Source organism: Devosia sp. P1_H9 (genome assembly GCF_056405135.1).
Window position 1 is genome coordinate 27,250 of sequence record NZ_JBFUCQ010000008.1, and the last position, 26,931, is coordinate 54,180.

The following is a 26,931-nucleotide window of genomic DNA, read 5'->3' on the forward strand; positions in this document are numbered from 1 at the left end:
TGACGGCTATCCCCTAACGGCAGGGGAGGCGGTCTCGGTCGCCGCCGCCTGCGCATAAGGCGCAAACAGCGTTCCGTAGTCGTACCCCGCGCCAAATTGTGCTGCAGCCGAGCGGATGGCTCGCGATTTCTCTGGGTCGTTCAACAGATCCCGGATTCGTTTCGGATAAAGCGAAAGATCATCCTCGACTATGCAATGCACCTCACTGATCACGTCCAAGCCGCGCATGCCGATCGACGTGGAAATAATCAGTGCACCCTTGGCAAGGGCTTCGATACTCTTGATCGAAGTTCCTGTTCCCTCGGTCAGCGGAACAAGAACGATGTCCGCCTCTTCGTATAGAGCAGTCAGCACGGGACGCTCCACGATCCCCAAGGATACAAAATTCTCGTCTTGATCGGGCGCCATGCACCCGCCAGCGACGACAAAATGGAGCCCAGGGGTTTGCGGGTCGCTGCGCATTTGGCCCGCGATCTCGCGTACACGTTCAGCGGCCGCCTTGTTTGGACCGTAGTTGCTGCCGACGAAGAAACACACCCTATGGTCTGGATCGCGTACACCCACAGCCTTCTCGAGGATCGCTGCGCGCTCCTCAGGGAGAGTGAGGGAACGACCCTCGTCAATATCGATAGGATGCGGAATGAGCTCGGCCGAAATGCCCTCATTCAGCAGTGCTGTTTGGTCCTTCTTGCTAACCGCATAGAGGGCAGAAATCTGTCGCAATGAACCGAACTCGAGCGCTCGGGTAGCCCGACCAACGACTGGGACGTCGCCCGCCTGCTCGGAAACGATGTCATACTGCGTTACGTGGAGGCGCTTGCCCTCTCGTTCGCAGATGGATCGAAGAACGGGCGCGAAGTAGCTATACTCGCAGTAGACCTCATCAGCCCACTTCACCAGATCGCGGCACTTGTCACGGAAGCGCCGATCCAATCGTGGCCAGAGGTGGTACCAGAGATGGAAACTCTCATCTCGCTTACCGCCAAGTAGACGTGAGGCGGCTCTAAGACCGAAGCGAAGTGCTTTTGATTGGTTATTGTAGTAGTGATACGCCTCAGCCTCTGAGCGGAGCCCAATCGGCCCGCTTACTTCACCGGAGGCCGCAAATAGAACTCGCACCTCACTAAAGTGCTGCTCCAGGTAGGTGACCATAAGTCGCAGCCGGCGGGCCGCTCCAGAATTTCCACCTAACGCATCGCCCCATGGAAAGAAGATGACGGCCCTCTTTCCCTCGGCGGCAGTAACGGGGCGGCCCGTGCGACCAATGAGATGTGCGACCAGATTCTCGGCGGAGTGAATAGGCGCCCAATATGCTGCTGCCGTGTGCGCGTTATCGGAGAAGTGCGCGTATCTCTGAAGAATGTCCCCGATAGCGCGACAGATCGCCTCTGGCGATCGGTCCTCAACGGCGATGCCACCACCGTGCTTGACGAGGAGATCGTGCATCCACGTGTCTTTGGTGCAGATAGTGAGCTTGCCGGCAAGAAGTGCCTCTAAGAAGACGCCGGATGTACGATCCCGATAGATGTTTCGGTGATACGGGGTGAGAACCACGTCCGCGTCGGCGAGCAGCTGGTAATATGCGTCGCTATCGAGCGCATCACTGATCAGTGTTACGCGAGGGTCGGCATCCTTTAGCAAGGCTGCCGCCACATCCTCGGCCTCATATGGTTCGTTGATTTGAATGCTGAAACGAACGTCGTTGGCCCACGGCTTGCTGGCACTTAGTCTGATAGCGTCGTGGATATCACGGATGCCCTTCTCGCCACGCGCGTTGCCGAGGCTGACAAGATGCAGGGGTGGGGGCGTTCGTTCATCAGTGCGGCTGCGGCTCACATGATCCGTGTGCGGTATGGGAACAACTGTGAACGGTATCGGGCAGAGGGCGGACAACTCATCTGCGAGGCGGTGACTGTCGGTGCATAAGAAAATCAGGCCTGAAGCCGCCGCTGCTTCCAGACGGCGAAAGGCCTCTTCTGCAACGCCCCCGAGGAAGAACCCGCTGGGGTACCTAAACATATAGCAGAGGCGGACGCCCTGCGAAGCATACTCCTCGGCCAGTAACGCCGCCGCCATCAAGTGCGGCTTGGCGATGTTCGGCATAAAAATGGTGTCGCCGGGCTTCGGTGGAAACCGCGTCAGCAAGTTGCGGGTCTCCGCAACGAAGCGTTCGCTGACACCACGAAGATTCACTGGAGAGTCATACGTCTCACCGGGCAGCGTAGCCCAAACGTCGTCAGAGTATATCGGGTGCAGAGCGCCCAAGGCGAGTTTGCCGCCCGCAGCCGTAGCGTGACAGCCGATGATGGTATCGATGCCTTCAAGAGCCGCGGCAGCTTGAATTGATCGCACGTACTCGAAGTAGTGTCCGCCGACGCCCTTCAGGCCCTGATCGAGGATGTATAATGTTGTCCTCATTACGCGTATTCGCTATCCGGACGTTTGTGCGGTGGGTCGGAACTGCTGGCCGAGGGATAGCAGATGTCGTGGTGCGGATGCCCCCTCATTCGGTCATCGGTCCAGCTGACACAGCCGATCTCCATCCGGCGAGCACTTCTGACAGGGTTTGCCTAAAGTCCCGCACCGGCGTCCATCCGAATCGCTGCCTGAATTTGTCCGAGTCGCCTACGATTCTGGGAATTTCATCCGGTCGCATCCGCGATGGGTCTTGCTCAATCCTGATCGGGACCGCGCTCAAGCTGACCAAATCGTCGAGCAGATCAGCGATGCGCCGCGGCTGACCGCTCGCAATGTTGAAAATCTCCCCAGACCTTACCCCCTCCGAGTCGCGCACTGCCAGCGCATAGGCATCGGCGACATCTCGCACGTCGAGAAAGTCCCTCTCGGCGTCGAGAGTTCCTACCTTGATGACCGGTGACGCCAGCCCTGCCTCGATGCGTGCGATCTGGGCGGCAAACGCTGGCAGGACGAAGGCTTCGCTTTGGCCGGGGCCGCTGTGGTTGAACGGACGCAGGCGCAGGCACCGGAGATCTTTCTCAGCGAGCGCACCCAAGGCTGTGTCCGCGGCAGCCTTGCTGGCGGCGTAGTCGCCTACCGGCGCAAGAGGTGCATCCTCAGCCAGCGGATAGCCGTTCCGTCCGGTTTCTCCATAGACGAGTCCGCTACTGACATGGATCAGGACGCACTCCGGGACAGAGTCGATGATCGCGCGAGCCAGGTTCAGCGTCCCATCGACATGGACACGCCGATAGGCCCCGGGGTTCGTCTCCGGCCCGGTGGCTGCAACGCCGGCCAGATGCAGAACCTGTGTCGGCCTATACCGTTTCAGAGCAGCGCTGATGGAGCTTTCATCCGTCACATCGAGCACATGGAGTTGCCCTAGGTCGCGGTGTGTCGCCGGCACACGTGAAGTAGCGATAATTACTGCGTCGGGACCAAGCGTGCGGCGAAGCGCCGCTATCGCATAAGGGCCGACGAAGCCGCTGGCTCCGGTGACCAGAACCGTCATCGCCATCAAAGGCGCTCGTGGCGTTTGATGCGCGCTATGTCCGCGTCGACCATTTCGGCGACCAGCTGTTCGAGACTTGTCTTCGGCATCCAGCCCAGCGCCCCTCGAGCCTTCGATGCATCGCCCAGCAGGACGTCGACCTCGGCCGGGCGCAGGAAGCGTGGATCGGTCTCGACATGCTCCTGCATATCCAGGCCGACATGAGCGAATGCCAACTCACAGAAGGTTCTGACCGATGTGGTTCGGCCGGTAGCGATCACATAGTCCCCGGGCGTATCCTGCTGCAGCATCAGCCACATCGCCTCGACATAGTCGCGTGCATGTCCCCAATCGCGCTTGGCGTCGAGATTGCCGAGCACCAGTCTGTCGGTTTGTCCGAGCTTGATCCGCGCGACCCCATCCGTGATCTTGCGCGTGACGAACTCGATGCCGCGCAGCGGTGACTCATGGTTGAAGAGAATGCCGCTCGACGCGTGGATGCCGAAGCTCTCGCGGTAGTTCACGGTCATCCAGTGCGCATAGAGCTTGGCGGCGCCGTACGGAGACCGCGGGTAGAATGGCGTGGTCTCTGATTGCACTTCTTGCTGGATCAGACCGAACATCTCTGACGACGACGCCTGATAGAACCGTGCCTCGGGACAGGCGAGACGCATCGCCTCGAGGACGTTGGCCGCACCAAGCGCCGTAACCTGCCCGGTCAGCAAGGGCTGTGCCCACGATGACTTGACGAAGGATTGCGCCCCTAGGTTGTAGATTTCCGAGGGACGAACCTCCTGGAGGATTCGGATGATGCTGGACAGGTCGATCAGGTTACCGTCGTGGAGGACGACGCGGTCTGCGATCCCTAGCCAGGTCAACCTGGCCCCGACGACATCCGCAGAAGCGCTGCGCCGCACTAGGCCATGGACCTCATATCCCTTGTCGAGAAGGACGCTCGACAGATATGCCCCATCTTGCCCCGTCACGCCGGTTATGAGGGCTCGTTTCGCTTCCATCCTGGGCCTTCCCGAAGTGACTGGTTAGTATGCCTTGGCACCGTAGAACCAGCGGATCGTGCTCTCGAGTCCTTCGTGCAGCGCCGTCAGTTCATACGGAACGGCCGCTTTGGCCTTGTCGACATTGAGGCATTTCGAGGTCGCGCCGACATAGCGGCTGGTATCATACTGGATCTTGCCGGCGTCGTAGCCGACGATAGTGGAGATCTGTTCGGCGAAAGTGCGGATCGAAAACTCCTGGCCGGCGCCGATGTTGAAGATGTCGTTGTCGAACTTGTCCGTCAGGGCCCAGAGAATGCGCACAAAATCGTCTACCAGCACGATCTCGCGCTTCTGGTGGCCATCACCCCACAGGACGACGGGTTCCCCGAACTCCTTGCCGCGGATGATCTTGCGGATCAGATCGAAGATGAAGTGCATCTGCCGTCCGTCCGTATGGTATCCCGGCCCATAGAGGGTGGAGGGAACGGCGCAGAGGTAGCGCAGGCCAAACTGGCGGTGCAACGCGCGAGCGCCCTGGTAGAGCATGCGCTTGGTCATGGCGTAGGTGTAGAGGCTGTCGATCGGCTCACCCGCCATGTAGTCCGCTTCGCGCAGGTCCGATCCCGGCGCGTAGGCGCAACTGGTGCCCATGAAGACCAGCTTGGCTTGCGGCTGCTGGCTGGCCCAGAAATCCAGCACGTGCGTGTTGATCTTCTGGTTGATGATCCACTGCTCACCCGGATGCCGGAGGCAGAAGTCGCCGGCCTGCGTCCAGGCGGCGAGATGAAAGATCAAGTCGTAGCGGTCCGGCGCCGCCGCCGGCAGGCTGTCAGGCTGCGTCAGGTCGCAGTTGCGCGAATTGAGCCGCGTCAGCACCGCGCCCTGCCGCTCGAGGAAGGAGCAAAGCGCCGTTCCCAGGAATCCTGAGGCGCCCGTGACCAGAATATTCATGCACTTACCTTCGGGTCGACCGGGAAGTAGAACTCGACGCCGCTTTCAATCAGGTCACGGTTGTTGGCCAGGATCTCTTTTTTGAAGTTCCATGCCAGCACATAGTAGATGTCGGGCTGCTGCTCGAGCTCGCCTTCGATCTCGATCGGGATGTGCATGCCCGGCGAGTAGAGACCGCGCCGTAGCGTGTTCTTTTCCACCAGACACTGGATGCGCTCGGGCCCCACGCCGAAGTAGTTGAGCATGGTGTTGCCTTTCACTGGGGCGCCCATGCCGAAGACGCGCTTGCCGGCGGCGCGGGCGGTGTCGAGATAGGCGACATTGTCCTGCTTCATGCGCTTGATGCGCTCGTCGAGGAGCCGATAGGCCTCGATTGTGTTGCACTCGGACGTCTCTTCCTCCGCCCGCATCTGGGCGAGTCGCTCCGAAACGGGGCGTCCGCCGGCATGGCCGATGAAGCCGATGATCGAGCCGCCGTGGATGGGGGCGAGGCGCGCATCGAACATGGCCAAACCGTGCCGGTTCAGCAGCGTCTCGATCGTCTTGAGCGTATAGTAGAGCAGGTGCTCGTGGTAAATCTGGTCGAACGCCAGATTCTCCATGATGCTCTTCATGTAGAGGAACTGGACGACGAACACTCCATCGTCCTTCAGCCCCTGTTTGATCGCCTCACAGACCGAATGCAGTTCTTCAAGGTGAAAGAACACGCCCGAGGCATTGAACGCATCGAACTTGTGGCCGATGCCGGCCATCGTCTCGCTGTTGAAAAAGGCATTGAGGGTCGGAACGCCTGCGTCGTTGGCGGCCTTCGCGGTCCCCTTGGATGATTCGACGCCGAGCACCTCATAGCCGAGCTTCTGGAAATGCTTGAGCTGAGTGCCGTCGTTGGAGCCGATATCAAGGATCGACTTTTCCGTCCGGCCCTGGAAGAAGCGCTCGTCCACTTCGCTCGCCACGCTAGCGAAGTGATCGGACAGGGCTTTCGTCACACCTGAAAGATAGGTGTGATCCCCGAACATGATTTCCTTCTTGACGGTGAAGTCGAGCTGCGCCGTCGAGCAGTCATGGCAATAGACGACACGCAGCGGATAGAAAGGTTCGGTGCCAACCTCTTCCTTGCGGAGGAAGTGATTGCACCAGGGCTGCTCACCCAGATCGACCACCGGCTCGAGCCGAAGTCCATCGCACACACGGCACTTCATGCCACTATCCTTCGACGCCATTGGGTCGTATCGCCTTGCTCAAATGTACCGAGCGCCGCGACGCGCATACCGCGTGCCAGCAGCGCTGGAACAGGATCCTTGCTCGTGACAGACAGCCGGCCCGAAAGTCTGGGGCCGATCCGCGGACATCCCCTTTACCTAGCCTAAGCCGCAATGGCAATATGCCTATCCAGCCGGCGGCGCCAAGTTCCGATCAGCAAAACTTAGACAACATCTTTGCGAATACACACATAGGTGGTGAATCTTGGTAGTAACACCAATGCGGATATCAAGAGACATCAACGAAACGGACGAGATGTATCAAAGATCAGTTCGAATCTATTGAGATAGCGGGGAGCTGTCGGGGTTCATGCTCGATTTAGCACAGGCAAACCGCGAGCAGGCGACCACCGTCTATTGCGCGCAGCAATAAGCTATATGAAGTTCTTGCCGGAGAATTCGATAACTGGCTGATTGCAGCAGACATGTTCACCGCGTCCGCGGCACATTGACCTGTGCCCGGCGTATCCGTTGTTCCGCCTTCGATCGCAGTCACGACACGAGGGGTTACGGCCGTTGTCGACCTGATGCCCGCGTCTGGATGCCGACCGTCTGCCGGCAGTGCGAGGTTCTCGCGGCGGGGCGAGCGATGCTGAAATCCACTTCGAGGCGCCCCTCCGTCATCGCGAACCTAGCCCGCCGGTGCTGCTTCCGTGTCGGGCACCGTGACCCATGCGCCTGGTACGAAGCCGCGCTCGTCGACTGGCCAACGGGCGTCGGTGGGGAGCTGCGGTTGCCCGTCGGCGCATGACCAGGTGCCGCTGGGTGCCATCAGCTGGTCAACATTGGGGTTTCGCTCGCAGAACTCGCGCATTTCGAGCACCGTGGGCGCCATGTCGCAGATCGGCCCGATATAGGACGTGCAAGCGAGCACCGTGCCGTTGAAGCAGCGCCAGTGGACGCGGTCGCGGGCCGAGCCCAGCGGGATCAGCAAGGCGCGGGTCATCGCCTCGGTGAAGGCGGGTCCCGCGTAGCGATAGTCGACATAGTCGATCGTTCCGACCGCCCGGCAATAGCTCGATGGGTCGTCGTAGAGCTCCGGCGCCGGGGCGGCGGCGACGCGCAGCGGCACGGTGGACGGTTCGGCGACCACGGGAGCCGGTGCCGCTGCCCCCGATGTGGCGGCCGGCGTTGCCGGCCCCGCGGGAAGGTCGACTTTCGCCGGCTCCGTCGCCAACGAGGCTGCCGGCGCCGGGACGGCCGGCTTCGGCGTCTGCTCTGTTGCAGCCTCCTTGGTGACGGCGCTCGGGGCGGACGGTGATGCACTCGGTAGTGCCGTGAGATTTCCGTCGCGATAGAACAGATAAGCGCCCGCGCCCAGCACCAGGCCGAGCACCAGCACCGCGGCCACCGCTGCCATGGCGGCGATCAGCCCGCTGCCACGGCGTTCGCGCCGGGTTGGGGGCGCCCGCCGGGGACGGGGTTCGGGTTCAGGCTCGGGTTCGGCCCATGTTTCGGCTCGCCGCGCCTCGATCACCGGTTCGGGCTCGCGGCGCGGTCGGGGCGCATCCACTGCCGGCGGTGCCGGCTCGCGCCGGGCTTCGGCCCAGATATCAGGATCGCGGCTGCGTGGTCCCGGCGGCGCGTCGAGGTCCTGCCAGCGCGGCGGCTCGGCAGCGGGTCGCGAAGTCACCGTCACGTCGCTGAGCGTCAGCGGGATCCCTCGCTTGGGCGCCGGCAGATCCTGCCGCGGCATCAGCAGTGGATCCGCCCGGTACGCCGCCTCGCGCTCGATCTCGTCATTGGCCGGTGCTGCTTCCACCGCAAGCCTGCGGCTGCGCCTTGCCTCGCGTCGACGCCGGATCTGGAGCTCGCCGGCGAGGAACGCCAACGCCGCCGCCACCGCGGCAGCACCCGCCGGAGCGAGCAGGTGGTAGGTGAACAGTTGCGGCACGGAAATGCCGATGCCGAGCCAGCCAACCGCAGCGCCCAGCAGCAGCAGCGCCGCAAAGCCGGGCGTTACCGTGGCCAGCAGGCCACCCAGCATCGCCGCGCCGGCCAGGGCATACCAGCCGATCGTGCCGAGCAATCGTTCGCTGGTGCTGTTGGCCCAGAAATCGAGAAATGGCGATATCAGGTCGGTGCGCAGCGCACTGGGCACCAGCAACACAAACAACCCGGCAATCAGCCCCAAGAACAGTGCCGCAATTCTCACCGTTGTTCCCCGACGGTCTATTCGCGCCCCGTGCCGATGAACATGCCCAGCGCCGGGCCGGAGTGCAAGTCACGTGTCAGCCGATCGCAGCGCGGCCATGCTGCTGTCCCGGCTTGCCTTTCGGCGCGCGCTCATGAACATGAGCGCATGAAAGTCCTCATCCTTGGTTCGGGTGTCATCGGTACCACCTCCGCCTACTACCTGGCGCGGGCGGGTCACGAGGTGACCGTGGTCGATCGCCAGCCGGGGGCAGGGCTCGAAACCAGCTATGCCAATGCCGGCGAGCTCTCCTACGGTTACGCCTCGCCCTGGGCCGGCCCGGGCATCCCGGTCAAGGCCATCAAGTGGCTGCTGATGACCGACGGCCCGCTGGTGCTCCGCCCCAAGCTCGATCCGCGCATGTGGATCTGGGGCCTGCAGCTGCTGATGAACTGCACCGAGCGCGCCTACGCGGTGAACAAGGGCCGCATGGTACGGCTGGCCGAATACTCGCGCGACATGATGATCGCGCTGCGCGCCGAGACCGGCCTCGCCTTCGACGGCCGGCAGCAGGGCACCGTGCAGCTGTTCCGCGAGCAGAAGCAGCTGGATCACGCCGCTGACGATATCGCGGTGCTCAAGCAGTATGGCGTGCCCTACGAGGTGCTCGACCCGAAAGGCTGTGTCGCTGCCGAACCCGGGCTGGCCACCGCCACCGTGCCTTTCGTCGGCGGGTTGCGCCTCGCCAATGACGACACCGGCGACTGCAAGATGTTCACCGAGGGGCTTGCTGCCCTCGCCGCCAGCCAGGGCGTCGGCTTCCGCTATGGCACCGGCATCGACCACATCATCACCTCGGGTGGTGTCGTGACCGGGGTGGCGACCGACAAGGGCGTGCTCACTGCCGACGCCTATGTAGTGGCCCTCGGAAGCTATTCGCCGCTGTTGCTGCGTTCGCTCGGCATCGGCCTGCCGGTCTATCCGATCAAGGGCTACTCGCTCACCGTGCCGATCACCGACGCTTCGGTGGCGCCGTTGTCCACGGTGATGGACGAGACCTACAAGGTGGCGACCACCCGCCTGGGCGATCGCATCCGGGTCGGCGGCACTGCCGAGATCGCCGGCTACGATACGAACCTCCATGGCTCGCGCCGCGGCCCGCTCGATCGCTCGCTGCGCGAGCTGTTCCCCAATGCCGGCGATGCCAGCAAGGCCAGCTTCTGGTGCGGTTTGCGCCCGATGACCCCCGATGGCACTCCGGTGCTCGGCCGCTCGAAGCTGCCCAACCTCTATCTGAACACCGGCCACGGCACGCTCGGCTGGACCATGGCGGCCGGTTCCGGCCGGGTGCTGGCCGATATCATCTCCGGCAAGGCGCCGGACATCGAGGTCGGCGACCTCGGGCTAAGCCGTTACGCTTAGACCCCGGCTTAGGCCACTACGCTTCCTGATCGCGCCGCTGCTCCACGGTCGCCCGGCGCAGCCGCGTTTTGCCGTGGGCAGTCTTGGCCCAGAAATGCGGCTGGCGAACCAGCTCGACCAACGCCAGCGCCACTGCCACCGAATGCAGCATCCAGTAGATCGGCAGCGCCAGTTGCTGCAGCATCAGGTCGTAGCGGCCGAGCCGCTTCAGGCCCATGAACACCAGCATCGCCGGCCCGGCATAGCCAACAACGAAGATGAAACCGGCGAGCCCGTCCCACGCGTCGAACGACGGCGCGCGGTATCCGGCGATGGCAGCCCACAGCAGCGACAGCAGGAACATCGAGTGCAGCGGCGCCGATAGCACCATGCTGCCCACATAGATCTGGAACCCGAGGAAACCGCGCCAGCCGAGGTCGCGCAACAGCCCGCGGGGATCGCTGTTGTGGACGATCAGGGTTTGCATCCAGCCTTTCATCCATCGCGTTCGCTGCTTCAGCCAGGCGTCCGCAGTCAGCGGCGCCTCCTCGCCCGTCTGGCTGGCGATCGTCGCCGTCCCAAGTCCGCTGCGCGCCAGCCGCACGCCCAGATCGGCGTCCTCGGTGACGTTGAACGAATCCCAGCCCCCGAGCTGCCGCAGCGTCTCGGTGCGAAAGTGGTTGCTGGTGCCACCGAGCGGCATCGGCAGGCCGAGCCGGGCCAGGAGCGGCAGCATCAGCCCGAACTGGCCGGCGTACTCGCCGGCGAATTGTGCAGCGAGCAAGCTTTCACGGGCATTGTCGATCACCAGTTCGGCCTGCAGGCACTCGAGCTCAGGGTGCGCGGCAAAGGTGCTCGCGGCCAGCCGAAGCTGGCCCGGATCGGGAATGTCCTCGGCGTCGTACACCACGACGAACTGGCCGCTCACCAGCGGCATTGCGTAGTTCATCGCCTTGGGCTTGGTGCGGGGGAGGGCGTCCGGCACCACCAGGAGCTCGAAGCGCGGATCATAGAGCTCGTGCTGCACCGCGGTGATGGTCGCGGGGCTGCGCGATTCGACCACGAACCGCACATCCAGCTTTTCCGGCGGATAGTCGAGCGCCCGCATCCCCCGCGCCAGCTGTCCCACCATCTGTGCCTCGTCGCGTAGCGGCACCAGCACGGTGTAGACCGGCAGTTCGGCGTCGCTCAGCAGCCGCGGCGCCACCGGCATGGCGGCCGGCATGACCGACGCCCATAGCCGCAGCAGGGCGGGAATGATCAGGATGGCGCCGACGATCGGCAGGAACACCGGCCGCGAGATGCTCGGCGCTGCCACGGCAAACAGCATCAGCAGCGCCACTCCGACGGCGAACGCGATCCGCACCGGTTTGGGCGTGCCGAGGCTGACGCTGGCCCGCGGCCAGCTGCGCGCCAGCCGCTGCCGTGCTTCGACCAGCAGCGCCTCCGCGCTGGCCGCCGCCAGCTCGGCGCGCAGCGCCACCAAAGGCACGATGCAGAGGTTCCGCCGGATTTCCGGATGCCGCGCCGCATAGCGCCTGAGCTTGAGGAACGCCTCGAACCGCGGCGCGCAGTAGATCACCTCGCGCTCGAACAGCTTTGCGCGCACCGCGCGGACCTCGCCGAGCCGCTCGATGCGGGCGATGATCGGGCTCCCCGGCAGTGTGTTGGGGATGCGCTCTGAGAACACAAGGCCGGCCCACGCGGCGGCGCGCTCCATCACCATCGCCTCGCCGAGCCCGAAGCGATGCGCGCAATAGTCGAGCGGATCCACCTCGAGCGCCAGCGCGGCCTCCAGGTGAATCAAGGCTTCAGCCTCGCCGTTTACATGCCCGGCAAGTATTGCGTGAAGAAGCGCCCCCGCCCCCGACACTGCGCCCACCAAATGACGTGCAATAGAATTTAAGTCTGAGCCCGGGATTAGTTATCACGGCGGCGTTATCGTCAATCGAAATCGAGCCTTGGGAAGTCGGCCGGACAGGCCTCGCCTTTGCCCGCGAATTGGGCCATAAGCCGGGGAACGCCCGCCCCGGAACGCCATGCGCGCCTTACTGTTCGCCCTCGCTCTGCTGCTCGCCCCGTCGGCGCCGGTGATGGCGCAGGCCCTGCCGTATCATATCGATCCCGGCGCCCGCGAAATCGTCCCCAGCCTCGCCGCCGTGCCGTCGATCCGGTTCCTCACCACCGCGGATTTCCCGCCCTTCAACTTCCGCGACGACAAGGGCGAACTGGTCGGCTTCAACGTCGACTTGGCGCGGGCGCTGTGCGCCGATCTCGGCATTACCTGCACGGTGCAGGCCTGGCCCTGGGACCAGGCGGCCAAGGCGCTCGAGGACAAGCAGGGCGACGCGCTGATCGCCGGCCTGGCGCTCACTCCGGCCAATGGCGCGTTGTTCGATTTCTCGCAGATCTACCTGATGCTGCCCGGCCGCTTCGTTACGCCCGTTGCAGCCGCTCCCGGCTTCGATCCGGCGTCACTGAACGGCAAGCGCGTCGCCGTACGCCGCGGCTCGACCCATGCCGAGTTCATCCGCCGCTACCTGCCGGCTGCCGGGCTGATCCAGTTCGACAGCGAGATCCTGGCGCTCGATGCGCTTTCGAAGGGCGAGGCCGACGCCTATTTCGGCGACGCCATGCGCGCCTCGTTCTGGCTCAACGAACATGTCGGCTGCTGCGATTTCGCCGGTGAGCCGTATTTCCGCCCGGACCTGTTCGGCGATGGTCTCGCCGTGGCGGTCCCCGCCGGCCACGACGCGGTGCGGCAGGCGATTGACTATGGCCTTGCCCGGCTGAAGCGCTCGGGCGTCTACGACGAACTCTACCTCAGGTGGTTCCCGGTCAGCTTCTACTAGGCCGCGCGCATCCGGGCCCGGGCGCTGGCCTCGATCGCCGCCGTGACCAGCCGATCGACATCCAGCCGGTCGCGCACCATCTCGAGCAGCCGCAGCTCTTCCTGCGGCAGCTGTACGTCCACTACCGCGACCTCCACTGCCAGCGCATAGGCCGTGTCATGCAGCCGCTTCGGCACTGCCGCCACGGCATCGTCGAGCACGCTGTCGAGGCCGCTGCTGTTGGTCTTGTCGACGGCTTCATTGGCGACGGTCGAGAGCCGGTCCAGGTCGAAATCGGCGAACACCGGCGAGCGCACCACGAGGCCGGCGATCACGTCCAGTTCATGGTCCGAGATGCCCTCGTCGGACGAGGCGGTGACCACCATGATGTGGATGAGAGCGTCCTGCAGGGAGATGGCCATCGGGTCCTCTGGAGCGTGATCAGGAAAAGTTGCAGACTTTTCCGGTTCGATCTCGCGACAAGCAAGACCGGATACGAAAGTCCCGCATAACTAGGCACCGCGCCGCCGCTTGGCAAGGCGGAGCAGGGGCCGTTCCCATTGACGCCCGTGGCAGGCTGGTGCAATTGAGCGCCTTCTCCCATCCAGCATCTGAGGCCTGCCGTGCCCGCGCCGCTTCCAACCCTCGACCCCGCCTTCTTCGACGCCGCCCAGACGGCGCGTGCCTGGCCGTTCGAGGAAGCGCGGAAACTTGTCGCGCGGGTCGAGAAGCGCGGCCTCACCGAAGTGCTGTTCGAGACCGGCTACGGCCCCTCGGGCCTGCCGCATATCGGCACGTTCGGCGAAGTGGCGCGCACCACCATGGTTCGCACGGCCTTCCGGCTGCTCACGCGTGACGAGATTCCGACGCGGCTGCTTTGCTTCTCCGACGACATGGACGGAATGCGGAAGATCCCGGAGAACGTGCCGGATCGCGCCGCGCTCGAGCCCTACGTGCAAATGCCGCTGACGTCAGTGCCGAACCCATTCGGCGGCGACTACAAGAGTTTTGGCGACCACAACAACACCATGCTGCGGCGCTTCCTCGATACCTTCGAGTTCAACTACGAGTTCGCCAGCGCTACCGAATACTACAAGGCCGGCAAGTTCGACGAAGTGCTGCTGCACGCCGCCGAGCGCTACGACGACATCATGAAGGTGATGCTGCCCTCGCTCGGCGAAGAGCGTCAGGCGACCTACTCGCCCTTCCTGCCGATCTCGCCGCAGTCGGGCCGCGTGCTCTATGTGCCGATGAAGCACGTCGATGCGAAGGCCGGCACCGTCACCTTCAACGACGAGGATGGCACCGAGACCACGCTGCCGGTCACCGGCGGCCATGTGAAGCTGCAGTGGAAGCCGGATTTCGGCATGCGCTGGGCCGCGCTCGGCGTCGACTACGAGATGTTCGGCAAGGACCACCAGACCAACCAGGGGATTTACGACCGTATCTGCGCCATCCTCGGCGGCATCCCGCCCGAGCATTATACATTCGAGCTGTTCCTCGACGAAAACGGTCAGAAGATCTCGAAGTCGAAGGGCAACGGGCTGACCATCGACGAGTGGCTGACCTATGCAGGTACCGAGAGTCTCGCGCTCTACATGTTCCAGAAGCCGCGGGTGGCCAAGCGCCTCTACTTCGACGTGATCCCGCGCGCCGTCGACGAGTACTACCAGTATGTCGCGGCCTATAACGGACAGGACGCTGCTGCGGCGCTCGAGAACCCGGCCTTCCACATCCATTCGGGCAAGGTGCCGGTGGTCGACATGCCGGTCACCTTCGGCCTGTTGCTCAACCTCGCCTCGGCCGCCAACGCCCACGAGAAGTCGGCGCTGTGGAACTACATCTCCCGCCGTCTGCCCGGTGAGACGCCGATGACTAACCCCGAGCTCGACCGGCTCGCGGGCTATGCGGTGCGCTACTTCAACGACGAGGTAAAGCCCACCAAGACGTTCCGCGCCCCGACCGACAAGGAGCGCGCGGCGCTGGCCGACCTCGCCGAGCAACTCGCCGGCAAGGACACGCTCGACGCCAAGGAGCTGCAGGACATCGTCTATGCGGTTGGCAACGCTCACACGTTCGACCCGCTGCGCGACTGGTTCGGCGCCATCTACCAGGTCCTCCTTGGCGCCGACCAGGGCCCCCGCTTCGGCTCGTTCATTGCGCTGTACGGCGTAGAAGAGACGCGGAAGCTCATCGCCGATGCGTTGGCAGGGAAACTGGTGACGGCCGCCTGAGATCCATCAGTCGGTGCCTTCTCCCATTGTGGGAGAAGGTGAGTTGAGAGAGCAGGCCAGCCTACTGGCTCGCCCACACGATCCGGCCCATGCCCTCGACGTCCTTCATCTCGACCACCCTCGGGCCGTGCGCGGGGTTGAGCGAGTGCAGCTCCAAGAGTTTCGGTGTTTGGCGGTGCAGGATCTTCACCAGCACTTCGCCATCCTTGGTCCTGACCACCACGCGATCACCGCGCCGCATCTGCACAGTGGGCGAAACCACGATGATGTCGCCATCGCGATAGAGCGGCTGCATCGAGTCGCCCGCCACTTCCAGCGCGTAGCTTCCATCCTCGGGCGCCGAGGGGAACGCTACCTCGTCCCAGCCTTGTCCCTGCGGGAATCCAGCCGAGTCGAAAAACCCACCCGAGCCGGCCTGCCCGAGGCCCAGCAGCGGCACGAACGAGCGCACCACGTTCGTTGCCTGCATCTGCACGTAGGCGCCGCCGCCGCTGAGGAACGCGTCGAAACTCTCGTTCGTCGCCTCGAGGATCTTCGCAACGCTCTCCGTCGAGGGCCAACGCTCGCGTCCGTCCTTGCTCACCCGCTTCGATTTGTTGAACGCCGTTGCATCCAGCCCGGCAAGCCGAGCCAGCCCGGACGCCGAGAGTCCGTGCCGTTCAGCAATCGCATCGATCGCGCTCCAGATGTCGCCGTGTGACAGCACGTGCCTAGCCGCTTTACGAGGAAACTTGTCCCATGAGGAAACTAGTCCTATTGTACGGATCGCCGTCCGGCTTGTAAAGCCGGAGTGCCACCGGGGAGGGAGTGCGACGGGCATGATGGATCTCGTGACTCGCCTCGCCGTCGCCCTGGCCGTCGGCCTGCTTGTCGGGCTGGAACGAGGGTGGAAGACCCGCGAGGAGGAGGACGGCCAGCGCGCGGCCGGCTTCCGCACTTTCGCGCTGTCGGGGCTTTTGGGCGGCATCGCCGCAGCCCTCTCTTCAGTCAGCGATCCGATCGTGCTCGCCGCGATCTTCCTCGGCTATCTCGCCGTCTTCGCCGCCTTCCACTGGCTCGAGGCAAAGCGCGAACAGAACTTCAGCGTCACCTCGGTCGTCGCCGGCGCGCTCACCTTTGCGCTCGGCGCCTATGCCGTGCTCGGCGAGTTGACCGTGGCGATAGGCGCTGCCGTGGCCATGACCCTGCTGCTGGCGCTGCGCACCCAGCTGCACGAGTGGGTCGCCTCGCTCAAGTGGGAGGAGCTGCGCTCCGTCCTGATCCTCCTCGCCATGACCTTCCTGCTGCTGCCATTCCTGCCGCAGAAGCCGGTCGATCCCTGGGGCGTGCTCAACCTGTTCGAGATCTGGCTGTTCGCCATCATGATCGCCGCCATCTCGTTCGGCGGGTACATCGCGGTGCGCATCTTCGGCGATCAGCTCGGCGTGCTGATGGCGGCTGCCGCCGGCGGACTTGCTTCGTCTACCGCGGCGACGCTCTCGCTCGCCCGGCTCGGCAAGGCGCATCCGGAATCCGCCAAGCTCCTCTCGTCTGGCATCCTCATTGCCGGGCTGGTCATGGCGCTGCGCGTCGGCGTCCTCGCGGCACTGCTCAATCCGGCGCTGGTCGTGCCGCTCGCCGCTCCCATTGGCGCGCTGGCCCTCGGCCTTGGCGCTGCCGCGGCCTTCCTGCTGCTCACCGGCAACCGCGAAAAGCGCTCGCCAAAACTCGAGATCACCAACCCACTCGAGATCGGCACGGCCCTGAAGCTCGCGGCGTTCATCGCCATCGTCACCATCGCCGCTGAGTTCGCCCGCCGGTTGATCGGCGCCGGTGCGGTGCTCGCCGTCGCGGCGATCTCGGGCATCGCAGATGTCGATGCGGTCACCGTGTCGATGGCGCGCCAGGCCGGCAATCTGGGGCTCGACGTCGCAACGCTCGCCATCATCATCGCGGTCGGGGTCAACACGATCTCCAAGGCCGTCATCGCCGCCGTAACGGGCGGCCGCGCCATCGGGCTTTACGTCGGCGCCGCCAGCACAGTGGGCCTTATTGCAGCTGGGCTCGGCTGGTTTTTCTTCCGCTGAGCTTGTCATCGCCGCCTCGCTCGCCCAAAAGGCTAGGCATGGTCACCTCGATGCAAACCCCCGATTTCATCTACAAGGTCGCGAGCCGCGAGATCTATGACGCCTCGCTCGCCGCCGGCCATTTCGTCGGCCAGCCGATCGACCTGAAGGACGGCTACATCCACTTTTCCAGCGCCCCGCAACTGGCCGAAACCATCCGGCTCTACTTCGCCGGTCTCAGCGACCAGGTGTTGTTCCAGGTCCCGTGCGCGCCACTCGGCGACGCGCTGAAATGGGAAGCCTCGCGGGGCGGCGACCTGTTCCCGCATCTCTTCGCCACGCTGGCGATGTCCGCTGTCTCCAACATGACGCCCCTCGACGTTCCCGCCGGTGGTCGCGTCAAGCTGCCGGATTGGGTCAAATGATCTTCACGCGCCTCTCGCCGCTGCTCCGCATGCCGCTGCTCGCGGGCCTCACCCGCGACGCGCTGCTGAAGATGGACCCCGAGATCGCGCACGGCGCCACCATCAGCGCCCTGCGCCTCGGCCTCGCGCCCGAGCAGGAAGGCGTCGATCCGCCGGAACTGCGCATCACCCTATGCGGCCTCGACCTCAAGAACCCGATCGGCATGGCCGCCGGTTTCGACAAGAACGCCGAGGTGCCCAAGCCACTCGCTCGCATGGGCTTCGGGATGGTCGAAGTCGGCACCGTCACGCCGCGCCCGCAGACCGGAAATCCCAAGCCGCGCCTGTTCCGCGTCGGCCCCGCCGAAGGCGTCATTAACCGCATGGGCTTCAACAACGAGGGCCACGAAGCGGCCTTCGCGCGCCTCAAGGGCGCCCATGTCGGCGCCATCCTCGGGGTGAACATCGGGGCCAACAAGGACAGCGAGGATTTCGTCACCGACTACGTCAAGGGCGTCACCCGCTTCGCCGAAGTCGCCGATTACCTGACGGTCAACATCTCGTCGCCCAACACGCCGGGGCTGCGGAACCTGCAGGCCGATGAAGCCCTGACCCGCCTGTTGGCGGCGGTGCTGAAGGCCCGCTCCAAGGCCTCGGTCCGCGTCCCGGTGCTGCTGAAGATCGCCCCCGATCTGGACGAGAAGGCCCTCGACGGCATCGCCAAGGTGGTGCTCGCCACCGATCTCGACGGCCTCATCGTCTCCAACACCACGCTGTCGCGCGACCCGGTCCTCGGGATGGAAAACGCCACCGAGACCGGCGGGCTGAGCGGCAAACCGCTGTTCAACCTCTCCACCCAGAAGCTGGCGCAGGTCCGCCAGCGCGTCGGCAAGCTGCCGATCATCGGGGTAGGGGGCATCCATTCGCCGGAGAGCGCGGTGGCGAAGTTCGAAGCCGGCGCGGACGCGATCCAGCTTTACTCGGCGCTGGTGTTTGGTGGGCTCGATATGCTCGACCGGCTGAAGCGCGGGCTGAGTGCGGCGGTGCGCAGCAAGGGACTGAAGTCGGTGTCGGAACTGACGGGCCGGACGACGGCGGAGTGGGCTTCGGGAAAGGCTAGCCTCTAGCATCGAGCATAGAAGATACCCACCCTGTCCCTCCCGCCAGGGGGAGGAGACGCTCTCACCGACGTCAGTGTTTTGGTCTCCCTCCCCCTTGCGGCGAGGGGACAGGGGTGGGGGTGCGTTTCCCGCACCAGCCCTTTGGCAAGCTAGGCCGAAAACAACCCCGCCTTCTTCCGCTCCAGCGCCCACCAGTAGAACCCAGCGCGGAAGAGGAAGAACAGGTGGATCGACGCCCACAGCCCGGTATTCCCGAACGCCCCCTGCAGCACCACCGCGGCGACCAGGAACAGTGCCAGCGCCAGCACCATGCCGTTGCGCATCACGGTGTTGAGGGTCACGCCGACCAGTATTCCATCGAACACGAAGGCCGGCATGCCGGTGAGCGATGATAGCGCCGCGATCCACAGGAACATCCGGGCATATTCCCGCACCGGTTCGCTCGTCGTCATGAAGTCGATCAGGTACCAGCCGCCCGCGAACCACACGATCGCCAGCCCCACCGCGATGACGGTCCCCCACTGGAACCCGAGCGCGTAGGCGCGATCGAACGCCGGCCGCCAGTTCGCGCCGACCGCCTTGCCGCAAAGTTGCTCCGCCGCCTGCGCGATGCCGTCGAGGAAAAAGCCCGAGATCATCAGGAAGTTGAGGAGGATTGCATTGGCCGCGAGCGGCACCTCGCCCAGCCGCGAGCCCTGCGCCGCGAAATAGCCGTAGGCTCCCATCAGCGCGATCGAGCGGATCATCAAGTCACGGCTCAGCCCGAACATCCGCCTCAGTGCATGGCCGTGGAACAGATCGTCCGGCACGATCAGCGCCGCGACCTTGGCGAACCCGCCGAAATGCCGGATCATCAGCACCAGCCCGAGCAGGCACGCCGCCGCCTGTCCGATCACCGTCGCCAGTGCCGCGCCATGCGGCCCCCAGCCCAGGTTCATCACGAAAATGATCGACAGCGGGATATCGAGCCCGTGGATCACCATCTGCAGCATCATGCCGGTCTTGGCCCGCGCCCGCCCATAGAACCAGCCGAGCAGCGCGTAGTTGATCAGCGAGAATGGCGCGGCCCAGATGCGCACCTCGAAATACTGCCGCATCGCATCGGCAACGCCCGGCGTCGGCGCCATCGCCAGGTTGGCGAGCCCCAGCAACGGCACCTGCAGCGCTATCATCAGCGCCGCAGCGATCACCCCGATGCCGATCGCTCGCGCCAGATGCAGCAGGCCGTCGCGCGGATCGCGCGCCCCGATCGCCTGCGCGGTCAGCCCGGCGGTGCCGGTCCTCAGGAAATACGCCATCGAGAAGATGAAATCGAACACCAGCGCGCCCAGCACCACGCCGCCAAGCATCGCCGCATCGCCTTGCCGGCCGATCACGGTGATATCGACCAGCCCGGCCAGCGGCTCGGTGATGAAGGCCACGGACGCAGGCAAGGCGATGGCCCAGACGTCGCGCGAGCGCACGTCGAACGGATAGCTCGGTCGGGTCAAGTTCAGCGCTCGGTGAGAAGGTCTATCGCGATATCGGCACGGCCACGCGACCGTTTCACCAGGTCGTAATTGGCGAGGTCCACACGCTCGACATGCTGGCGGTTGCGCTCTGCGGTGAACAACCCGTGTTCCGCATGCCGCGCCAGCAGCCGCGCCTTCACCGTAGCGCGCGGCAGGTCGATGAACACAGCGAGATCGAGCAGCGGCCGCACCTGCCACCACGGCGCGTTGGCGAGCAGGAGGTAATTGCCCTCGACCACCAGCACCCGCACGCCGGCAGGCACGATGAACGCATCGATCACCACGTCCTCGATCTCGCGCGAATAGCCCGGCCCGCTCACCTGCATCGTAGCCGCCTTCACCCCGGCGAGAAACTCGGCAAATGCCGCCCCCTCGAAGGTGTGCGGCGCACCCTTGTCCTTCACGGTGCCGAGGCTTTCGAGCTTGGCGTGGCGCATGTGGAAGCCGTCCATCGGCACATAGGCGGCAAGGCCGGGAGTGCCTGCGTTCAGCGCCTCCACCAGCTTCACCGCCAGCGTCGATTTGCCGACGCCCGGCCCACCGGCAAGCCCGATGGCGATGCGCCCGTCATAGGTCGACAGCATCCGCTGCGCCCGTTCCACAAGCAACGCGAGCGCCGCCTCCGGCTTCAGCTGCAACACCTGCTGTTCGTTGTCGTTCACGGCGAGTCCTCCCGGCGGCACCTTCACTATCGGATTCCGCGGCTGGCAGACACCCCTTGCCGCCCAAACGGCGCGCCCCCATACTGTGCACAAACCGGGAACGTCCCTTGCCCCTCCACCGTGAGATCACCGACTGGTTCGCCGGCAAGGGCTGGGCCCCGCGCGCCCATCAGCTGAGCGTGCTGGAGGCCACCGAGGCTGGCGACTCCGCGCTGCTGATCGCCCCCACCGGCGCCGGCAAGACGCTGGCGGGGTTCCTCCCCACCATCAACGACCTGATCGAGAACCCGCGCCCCGGCCTCCACACGCTCTACCTCTCGCCGCTGAAGGCGCTGGCGGTCGACGTGCAGCGCAACCTGATGACGCCGATCAGCGAGATGGGCTTGCCGATCAAGGTCGAGGCCCGCACCGGCGATACCCCTTCGCACCGGCGCCAGCGCCAGCGCTACGACCCGCCGCAGATCCTGCTGACGACGCCCGAGCAGCTGGCCCTGCTGCTCAGCCACGGCGATGCCGACAAGCTGTTCGGCAACCTGAAGCGCGTCGTGCTCGACGAACTGCATGCCATGGTCACCAACAAGCGCGGCGAGCTGATGTCGCTCGGCATCGCCCGCCTTGGCACCATCGCGCTGCAACTACGGATCACCGCGCTCAGCGCCACAGTCGCCCGCCCCGACCTGCTGCGCGACTGGATCGCCAGCCCCGTCCCCGGCGCCGATGCGCGGCTGCTGATGGGGCAGGGCGGCGCCAAGCCGCATATCGAAATCCTCAAGTCCGAGCAGGTGATCCCCTGGGCCGGCCACTCCTCGCTCTACGCCATCCCTGACCTCTACCGCACCATCAAGGACCACAAAACCACGCTGCTGTTCGTCAACACGCGAAGCCAGGCCGAAATGCTGTTCCAGGAGCTGTGGCAGGCCAACGAGGACATGCTGCCCATCGCCATGCACCACGGCTCGCTCGCCGTCGAACAGCGCCGGAAGGTCGAGGCGGCGATGTCGGAGGGGCGGCTGCGGGCGGTGGTCTGCACCTCCACCCTCGATCTCGGCATCGACTGGGGCGATGTGGATCTCGTGGTGCAGGTCGGCGCCCCCAAGGGCTCGTCCCGTATGCTGCAGCGCATCGGCCGCGCCAACCACCGGCTCGATGAACCATCGAAGGCGCTGTTCGTCCCCTCCAACCGCTTCGAAGTGCTGGAATGCGAGGCTGCGCTGGAGGCGGTGGAGAACAACCATCAGGACAGCGAGGACCCGGTCTCGGGGGGGCTCGACGTGCTGGCCCAGCACATCCTCGGCACGGCCTGCGCCAACGCCTTCGATCCGGTAGCGCTGCATGCCGAAATCCGTCGCGCCTGGCCCTATCGCGATCTCAGCTGGGAGCAGTTCGAGCGCACCGTCGATTTCGTCGCTACCGGCGGCTACGCGCTCCGCGCGTACGAGCGCTACGCCAAGCTGAGGAAAACCGCCGACGGCAAGTTCCGCATCTCCAACCCGGGCATCGCCCAGCAATACCGGCTCAACGTCGGCACCATCGTCGAGGAGCCGATGGTGAAAGTCCGGCTGGTCAAGGGCCGCGGCTTCACCCGCGGCGCCACCACCGGCCCGATCGGCCGGTTCGGCAGGGTGCTAGGGGAGATGGAGGAGTATTTCTTCACCACCCTCACCAGGGGCGACACCTTCCTTTTCGGCTCCGAAATCGTCGCCTACGAGGGGATGTTCGAGAGCGAGGCTTATGTCAGCCGCTCGCAGGGCAAGGACCCGAAAATCCCCTCCTATATGGGCGGCAAGTTCCCGCTCTCCACCTTCCTCGCGGATGGGGTGCGAAAGCTCCTCGCGCATCCCGACGAATGGCACCTGCTGCCCGACCAGGTTTCGGACTGGCTTCGCCTCCAGCAGGAGGCCTCGATCCTGCCGCAGCCGGATAGCCTGCTGGTCGAAACCTTCCCCCGCGGCGCGCAGAACTACCTTGTCTGCTACCCCTTCGAGGGCCGGCTCGCGCACCAAACCCTCGGTATGCTGCTGACGCGCCGGCTGGAACGCGCCCGCGCCCGCCCGCTCGGCTTCGTCGCTTCCGACTATTCACTCGCCGTCTGGGGCCTCGGCGATTTCTCGGGCCTGATCCGCACCGGCCGGCTCTCGCTCGACGAACTGTTCGACGAAGACATGCTGGGCGACGATCTCGAGGAATGGCTCGATGAGAGCCAGTTGATGCGCCGCACCTTCCGCAACTGCGCCATCATCGCCGGCCTGATCGAGCGCCGGCATCCGGGGCAGAAGGAAAAGACTGGCCGCCAGATCACGGTCTCGTCCGACATTATCTACGACGTGCTCTACCAGCACGAGCCCGACCACATCCTGATCCAGGCCACCCGCCGCGACGCGGCACGCGGCCTGCTCGATATCGAGCGGCTCGGCCACATGCTCGCCCGCATCAAGCGTCACATCGTACACAAGCCGCTCGACCGAATCTCGCCATTGGCGGTACCGGTATTGCTCGATATCGGCAAAGTTCCCGTCGTCGGCGAGGCCCGCGAGAGCACCATGGCCGAAGCCGCCGAGGAACTGATCGCCGAGGCCATGGGCGTGAGCCCGGAAATGAGGAAGCGGGCGAATTGACTTCAGCCTGGGCGGCGCGCACCGCCCCGATCGACGACAAAGGCGACCCCGTGCACCTGCACTTCGCCGGTCATAGCTTTGAACCGCTCCCCTCTGGCGCCCTCTACTGGGCCGCCGAGAACGCGCTGCTGGTCGCCGATCTGCACCTCGAAAAGCTGTCGTCCTACGCCAAGCGCGGCAGTCTTCTCCCGCCCTACGACACTGGCCTCACCCTCCGCCGTCTGGAAGCCGACATCGCCGCGACCGGTGCCACCGAGGTGATCGCACTCGGTGACAGCTTCCACCGCGACGAAGGCAGCTCGACCCTGCTCGATGCCGATCACCTGCGCCTCACCAGCCTGATGGGCAAGGCCCGCTGGACCTGGATCTCCGGCAACCACGATCCCGCCCCGCACAGCCTCGGCGGCACCTGCGTCACCGGCCTTACCCGCGCCGGCCTGACCCTGACGCACGAGCCGAAACCGGGGCAGGGGCTGATCGCCGGCCACCTCCACCCCGCCGCGCATGTGGCGATGAACGGCCGCTCCGTCCGACGCCCGTGCTTCGTCCACGATGGCCGCCTGATGGTGCTCCCCGCCTATGGCTCCGCCACCGGCAGCCTCAACATCCTCAGTCCCGCCTTCGTCGGCCTGCTGCACTGGCCGACGGTGGAGGTCGCGATGATCGGGCGGGGGAGGGTATATCCGGTCAGCCCGCGGCGGCTGGTGCAGGGTTACGACGCCTGGTGAGGGCGCCGAGAGTCCCGCGCCGCCAGCCACTCGAGCGTAGCTCTCGGACTCGTGGGGGGCCGTCTGCCCCAGTCATCCCCCCGAAAATATTCCGCTCCCGAACCCTTGTTCTGCATGTAACACACCACCCACGTGTCAGCCTCAAACGGGAATGGGAACCTCGACATGCATGGGATCACGAAGCTCGCCGCCGCCTCCGCGGCTCTGCTGCTCCTCGCGGCGCCGGCCCTCGCCGAGACGCGCACCATCGAACTGCCGGCTTTCACCGCGCTCGATGTCTCCTCGGGCATCGATGCCGTCGTCACCGTCGGCGGCACGCAGTCGATCACCGCCGAGGCCACCGACAAGCGCCTGCTCGATGATCTGAAGCTCAAGGTCGAGGGCAACACTCTCAAGGCCTATTACGACTGGAGCTTCTTCGACCTTTTCGCCTTCGGCAACCGCGACCAGATCAAGCTCACCATCGCCGTCCCGGCCCTCACCAAGGTCGAAGCCAGCGCCGGCTCCGATGTCGAGGCGACCGGCGTCACCGGTGACGCGCTAGAGTTCAACTCGTCGAGCGGCGCCGATCTCTCGCTGAAGGCTGTCGCCGGCAAGTCGATCGACCTCAACGCCTCGTCTGGCGCCGGCCTGGAGATCGAAGGCACCTGCGAGACCGGCACAGCCAATGCCTCCTCCGGCTCCGACCTCGAAGCCGACGACCTGCTCTGCGTCACGATGGACGCAAACGCCTCGAGCGGCTCGGACCTCGACGCCTATGCCAGTAAATCGGTCAAGGCCAACGCCTCCTCCGGCTCCGACCTCACCATCCACGGCAACCCCGCCGAAGTGGAGCAGGAATCGAGCAGCGGCAGCGACGTCAAGATCGAGAAGTGATCGAGGCGCCTACCGCTTGAACACCACGCCGCCGAGCCACCCGGTGAACAGCGCCAGCGCCACACAGACCAACCCGTAAAGCAGCGGCTGCGTTCGCGCCGATTGCCCCAGGAACCGCTCGAAGCCAATCTTGCGCACCGAAAACCCGTCCGATTTCTCGGCGATGACGGCGCCGTTCTTGAACAGATAGGTGTGCGCCAGATACGGCCCCGGCGGGGCATCCGATGGCAGCACCACCTGGGCGAAGTAGAACGTGTCCGAGCGGAACACCACGCCGTTCTCGTTGAGCTTGAACAGGCCCTTGTCCTGCATCAGCCGGGTCAGTTCGCCGCCAAACACCGTCGCATCCCACCAGCCGGCTTTCGCGGTGTAGCGCGCCTGGCTGTCGAGCGGGATTTCCTTCTCGGCAAGCGTGATCGGGTCGGTGATGTTGCTCAGCTGAGCATCGCTCAGCACCTGGTAGAACGACGGGAAGCGCTCGAACTCAGCCTGTGCGGAGTTGAGCCAGATGCCGAACTGGTTGGTCTTCCTGCGTGCCACGCGGTTCTGCAGCGGCCCGGTGATGGTGATGATGATGTGATACGGCCCCGCGACGAAGCGCTGCTCTGCCCCGGCCTCGGGCTCGACGGAGCCGAACAGCGTCAGGGTCTGGCCCGCGAAGCTCGAGGTGATCGACACCTCGTCCTGGCTCACCTGCGTAACCAACCGCTCCGCCCCCGCGGGCGAGGCCGCAAGGATGAGCGTCAGCGCGAGCAGCAGCCGGCGCATCAGATCACCCCCGACGCGCCGATCACGGCGGTCGAATAGACGTCGTTGGGCGCCATGATCAGGCTGATGCCGAAGCGGATGGCGACCGCAAGGACGAGGATGGCAAGCAGCGCGCGCAGCTGTTCGCCGCGCAGGTATTTGCCGGCCGAGGCGCCGAACTGCGCCCCCACCGTGCCGCCCACCATCAGGCAGAAGGCGAGGAGGATATCGACGCTCTGGCTCGATACGGCGTGGAGGATGGTGGTTGCCGCCATCATCGCCACCACCTGCAGCAGTGAGGTGCCGATCACCATGTTGCCCGGCATCCGCAGGATGTAAACCAATGCCGGCACGAGGATGAAGCCGCCGCCGATACCGAGCAGCGAGCCGACGAAGCCGATGGCGACGCCCAGCGCCAGCACCGGGATCACCGAGATATAGAGCCGCGACTTCTTGAACCGCACCCGCCACGGCAGCCCGTGGAACCAGTTGTGCTGGTTGGGCAGCTTTTCGCGGACGACGATACCCGCACGCCGCTTCATGATCGCCCGCGCCGCCTCGAACAGCATCAGCGTGCCGACGAAGCCTAGGAGGATCAGGAACCCGAGCGAGATGACGAGATCGAGCTGCCCTGCCGCCCGCAGCACCTGGAACGTCGCAACGCCGCCGAACGCCCCGAGCACGCCCGACAACACCAGGTACATCGCCATATGCAGGTCGATCTGCCCGCGACGGTAGTAGCTGAGCGCGCCCGAGGTCGAAGCCGCCACCACCTGCCCAGTCACCGACGCCACCGCCACCGAGGACGGCACGCCCGAAAAGATCAAGAGCGGCGTCAACAGGAACCCGCCGCCCACCCCGAACAGCCCAGAGAGGAACCCGACCGCGCCCCCGATCCCCACAAGGAAGAACAGGTTCATCGAAAGCTCGGCGATCGGCAGATAGACCTGCACGGGAGGGCGT

At 65.0% G+C, this 26,931-nt stretch carries 22 protein-coding genes; 9 read left to right on the top strand and 13 right to left on the bottom strand.

Features of this window, described 5'->3' with window-relative positions:
* Nucleotides 1–6: 6 nt before the first annotated feature.
* The 6 genes from AC1DYL_RS16610 to AC1DYL_RS16635 form a co-directional block, all read right to left on the bottom strand.
* Nucleotides 7–2,418, bottom strand: a complete 2,412-nt coding sequence (locus AC1DYL_RS16610) for a glycosyltransferase (RefSeq protein ID WP_477174020.1) — start codon at nucleotides 2,416–2,418, stop codon at nucleotides 7–9.
* A gap of 85 nt (nucleotides 2,419–2,503) precedes the next feature.
* Nucleotides 2,504–3,475 (bottom strand): NAD-dependent epimerase/dehydratase family protein, encoded by a 972-nt coding sequence (locus tag AC1DYL_RS16615; RefSeq protein WP_477174021.1) that lies wholly within the window; start codon nucleotides 3,473–3,475, stop codon nucleotides 2,504–2,506.
* A complete protein-coding gene (gene gmd / locus AC1DYL_RS16620; RefSeq protein WP_477174022.1) occupies nucleotides 3,475–4,464 on the bottom strand; it encodes a GDP-mannose 4,6-dehydratase in 990 nt (329 codons plus the stop codon). The genes AC1DYL_RS16615 and gmd overlap by 1 nt, the downstream gene beginning before the upstream one ends.
* Before the next feature lie 24 nt (nucleotides 4,465–4,488).
* Nucleotides 4,489–5,397, bottom strand: a complete 909-nt coding sequence (locus AC1DYL_RS16625) for an NAD-dependent epimerase/dehydratase family protein (protein WP_477150383.1) — start codon at nucleotides 5,395–5,397, stop codon at nucleotides 4,489–4,491.
* Nucleotides 5,394–6,599 carry a methyltransferase domain-containing protein gene (locus tag AC1DYL_RS16630; RefSeq protein ID WP_477150384.1) on the bottom strand — a complete coding sequence of 402 codons (1,206 nt, stop codon included), beginning with the start codon at nucleotides 6,597–6,599 and terminating at the stop codon, nucleotides 5,394–5,396. The genes AC1DYL_RS16625 and AC1DYL_RS16630 overlap by 4 nt, the downstream gene beginning before the upstream one ends.
* 691 nt (nucleotides 6,600–7,290) lie before the next feature.
* Nucleotides 7,291–8,814 (bottom strand): hypothetical protein, encoded by a 1,524-nt coding sequence (locus AC1DYL_RS16635; RefSeq protein WP_477174023.1) that lies wholly within the window; start codon nucleotides 8,812–8,814, stop codon nucleotides 7,291–7,293.
* A 147-nt stretch (nucleotides 8,815–8,961) separates the two neighbouring features.
* Between AC1DYL_RS16635 and AC1DYL_RS16640 the strand changes: the two genes are divergently transcribed.
* Complete coding sequence (locus AC1DYL_RS16640; RefSeq protein WP_477174024.1) at nucleotides 8,962–10,215, top strand: D-amino acid dehydrogenase; 1,254 nt, start codon at nucleotides 8,962–8,964, stop codon at nucleotides 10,213–10,215.
* A 16-nt stretch (nucleotides 10,216–10,231) separates the two neighbouring features.
* Here the strand turns inward: AC1DYL_RS16640 and AC1DYL_RS16645 are convergent, their stop codons facing one another.
* Nucleotides 10,232–12,001 (bottom strand): glycosyltransferase family 2 protein, encoded by a 1,770-nt coding sequence (locus AC1DYL_RS16645; RefSeq protein WP_477174025.1) that lies wholly within the window; start codon nucleotides 11,999–12,001, stop codon nucleotides 10,232–10,234.
* Between the two features lie 232 nt (nucleotides 12,002–12,233).
* Between AC1DYL_RS16645 and AC1DYL_RS16650 the strand changes: the two genes are divergently transcribed.
* Nucleotides 12,234–13,046: a transporter substrate-binding domain-containing protein gene (locus AC1DYL_RS16650; protein WP_477174026.1), complete on the top strand. Its 813-nt coding sequence runs from the start codon at nucleotides 12,234–12,236 to the stop codon at nucleotides 13,044–13,046.
* Here AC1DYL_RS16650 and AC1DYL_RS16655 read toward each other — a convergent pair.
* Entirely contained in the window at nucleotides 13,043–13,447 is a 405-nt protein-coding gene (locus tag AC1DYL_RS16655) for a tellurite resistance TerB family protein (protein WP_477150389.1), read from the bottom strand. The two genes, AC1DYL_RS16650 and AC1DYL_RS16655, sit on opposite strands and share 4 nt — an antisense overlap.
* A gap of 201 nt (nucleotides 13,448–13,648) precedes the next feature.
* Between AC1DYL_RS16655 and AC1DYL_RS16660 the strand changes: the two genes are divergently transcribed.
* The gene (locus AC1DYL_RS16660; protein ID WP_477174027.1) at nucleotides 13,649–15,259 is read left to right on the top strand and encodes a lysine--tRNA ligase; all 1,611 of its coding nucleotides are present in this window, start codon (nucleotides 13,649–13,651) and stop codon (nucleotides 15,257–15,259) included.
* Between the two features lie 61 nt (nucleotides 15,260–15,320).
* Here AC1DYL_RS16660 and AC1DYL_RS16665 read toward each other — a convergent pair whose 3' ends face one another.
* Nucleotides 15,321–15,965 (bottom strand): S24 family peptidase, encoded by a 645-nt coding sequence (locus AC1DYL_RS16665; RefSeq protein WP_477174028.1) that lies wholly within the window; start codon nucleotides 15,963–15,965, stop codon nucleotides 15,321–15,323.
* Nucleotides 15,966–16,077: 112 nt separating this feature from the next.
* Between AC1DYL_RS16665 and AC1DYL_RS16670 the strand changes: the two genes are divergently transcribed.
* From AC1DYL_RS16670 to AC1DYL_RS16680, 3 genes are read left to right on the top strand one after another with little or no spacing between them, the layout of a single operon-like run.
* Entirely contained in the window at nucleotides 16,078–17,325 is a 1,248-nt protein-coding gene (locus AC1DYL_RS16670; protein ID WP_477174029.1) for an MgtC/SapB family protein, read from the top strand.
* Nucleotides 17,326–17,375: 50 nt separating this feature from the next.
* Nucleotides 17,376–17,729: a DUF952 domain-containing protein gene (locus tag AC1DYL_RS16675; RefSeq protein WP_477174030.1), complete on the top strand. Its 354-nt coding sequence runs from the start codon at nucleotides 17,376–17,378 to the stop codon at nucleotides 17,727–17,729.
* A gap of 29 nt (nucleotides 17,730–17,758) precedes the next feature.
* Nucleotides 17,759–18,835: a quinone-dependent dihydroorotate dehydrogenase gene (locus AC1DYL_RS16680; RefSeq protein ID WP_477174107.1), complete on the top strand. Its 1,077-nt coding sequence runs from the start codon at nucleotides 17,759–17,761 to the stop codon at nucleotides 18,833–18,835.
* A 143-nt stretch (nucleotides 18,836–18,978) separates the two neighbouring features.
* On the opposite strand, the gene AC1DYL_RS16685 is transcribed toward AC1DYL_RS16680, so the two are convergent.
* Together AC1DYL_RS16685 and AC1DYL_RS16690 are read right to left on the bottom strand one after the other, a co-directional pair.
* Nucleotides 18,979–20,319: an MATE family efflux transporter gene (locus AC1DYL_RS16685; RefSeq protein WP_477174031.1), complete on the bottom strand. Its 1,341-nt coding sequence runs from the start codon at nucleotides 20,317–20,319 to the stop codon at nucleotides 18,979–18,981.
* Between the two features lie 2 nt (nucleotides 20,320–20,321).
* Complete coding sequence (locus AC1DYL_RS16690) at nucleotides 20,322–21,002, bottom strand: nucleoside/nucleotide kinase family protein (RefSeq protein WP_477174032.1); 681 nt, start codon at nucleotides 21,000–21,002, stop codon at nucleotides 20,322–20,324.
* Nucleotides 21,003–21,082: 80 nt separating this feature from the next.
* On the opposite strand from AC1DYL_RS16690, the gene AC1DYL_RS16695 reads away from it, so the two are divergent.
* The 3 genes from AC1DYL_RS16695 (at nucleotide 21,083) to AC1DYL_RS16705 (ending at nucleotide 25,221) form a co-directional block, all read left to right on the top strand.
* On the top strand, nucleotides 21,083–23,617 hold the full coding sequence (locus AC1DYL_RS16695) for a ligase-associated DNA damage response DEXH box helicase (protein ID WP_477174108.1): 2,535 nt from the start codon (nucleotides 21,083–21,085) through the stop codon (nucleotides 23,615–23,617).
* Nucleotides 23,614–24,345: a ligase-associated DNA damage response endonuclease PdeM gene (gene pdeM, locus AC1DYL_RS16700; protein ID WP_477174033.1), complete on the top strand. Its 732-nt coding sequence runs from the start codon at nucleotides 23,614–23,616 to the stop codon at nucleotides 24,343–24,345. The genes AC1DYL_RS16695 and pdeM overlap by 4 nt, the downstream gene beginning before the upstream one ends.
* 165 nt (nucleotides 24,346–24,510) lie before the next feature.
* The gene (locus AC1DYL_RS16705) at nucleotides 24,511–25,221 is read left to right on the top strand and encodes a head GIN domain-containing protein (protein WP_477174034.1); all 711 of its coding nucleotides are present in this window, start codon (nucleotides 24,511–24,513) and stop codon (nucleotides 25,219–25,221) included.
* Nucleotides 25,222–25,230: 9 nt separating this feature from the next.
* Here the strand turns inward: AC1DYL_RS16705 and AC1DYL_RS16710 are convergent, their stop codons facing one another.
* Nucleotides 25,231–25,989 (bottom strand): TIGR02186 family protein, encoded by a 759-nt coding sequence (locus AC1DYL_RS16710; protein ID WP_477174035.1) that lies wholly within the window; start codon nucleotides 25,987–25,989, stop codon nucleotides 25,231–25,233.
* Nucleotides 25,989–26,921 (bottom strand): sulfite exporter TauE/SafE family protein, encoded by a 933-nt coding sequence (locus tag AC1DYL_RS16715; protein WP_477150399.1) that lies wholly within the window; start codon nucleotides 26,919–26,921, stop codon nucleotides 25,989–25,991. The genes AC1DYL_RS16710 and AC1DYL_RS16715 overlap by 1 nt, the downstream gene beginning before the upstream one ends.
* Nucleotides 26,922–26,931 lie beyond the last annotated feature (10 nt).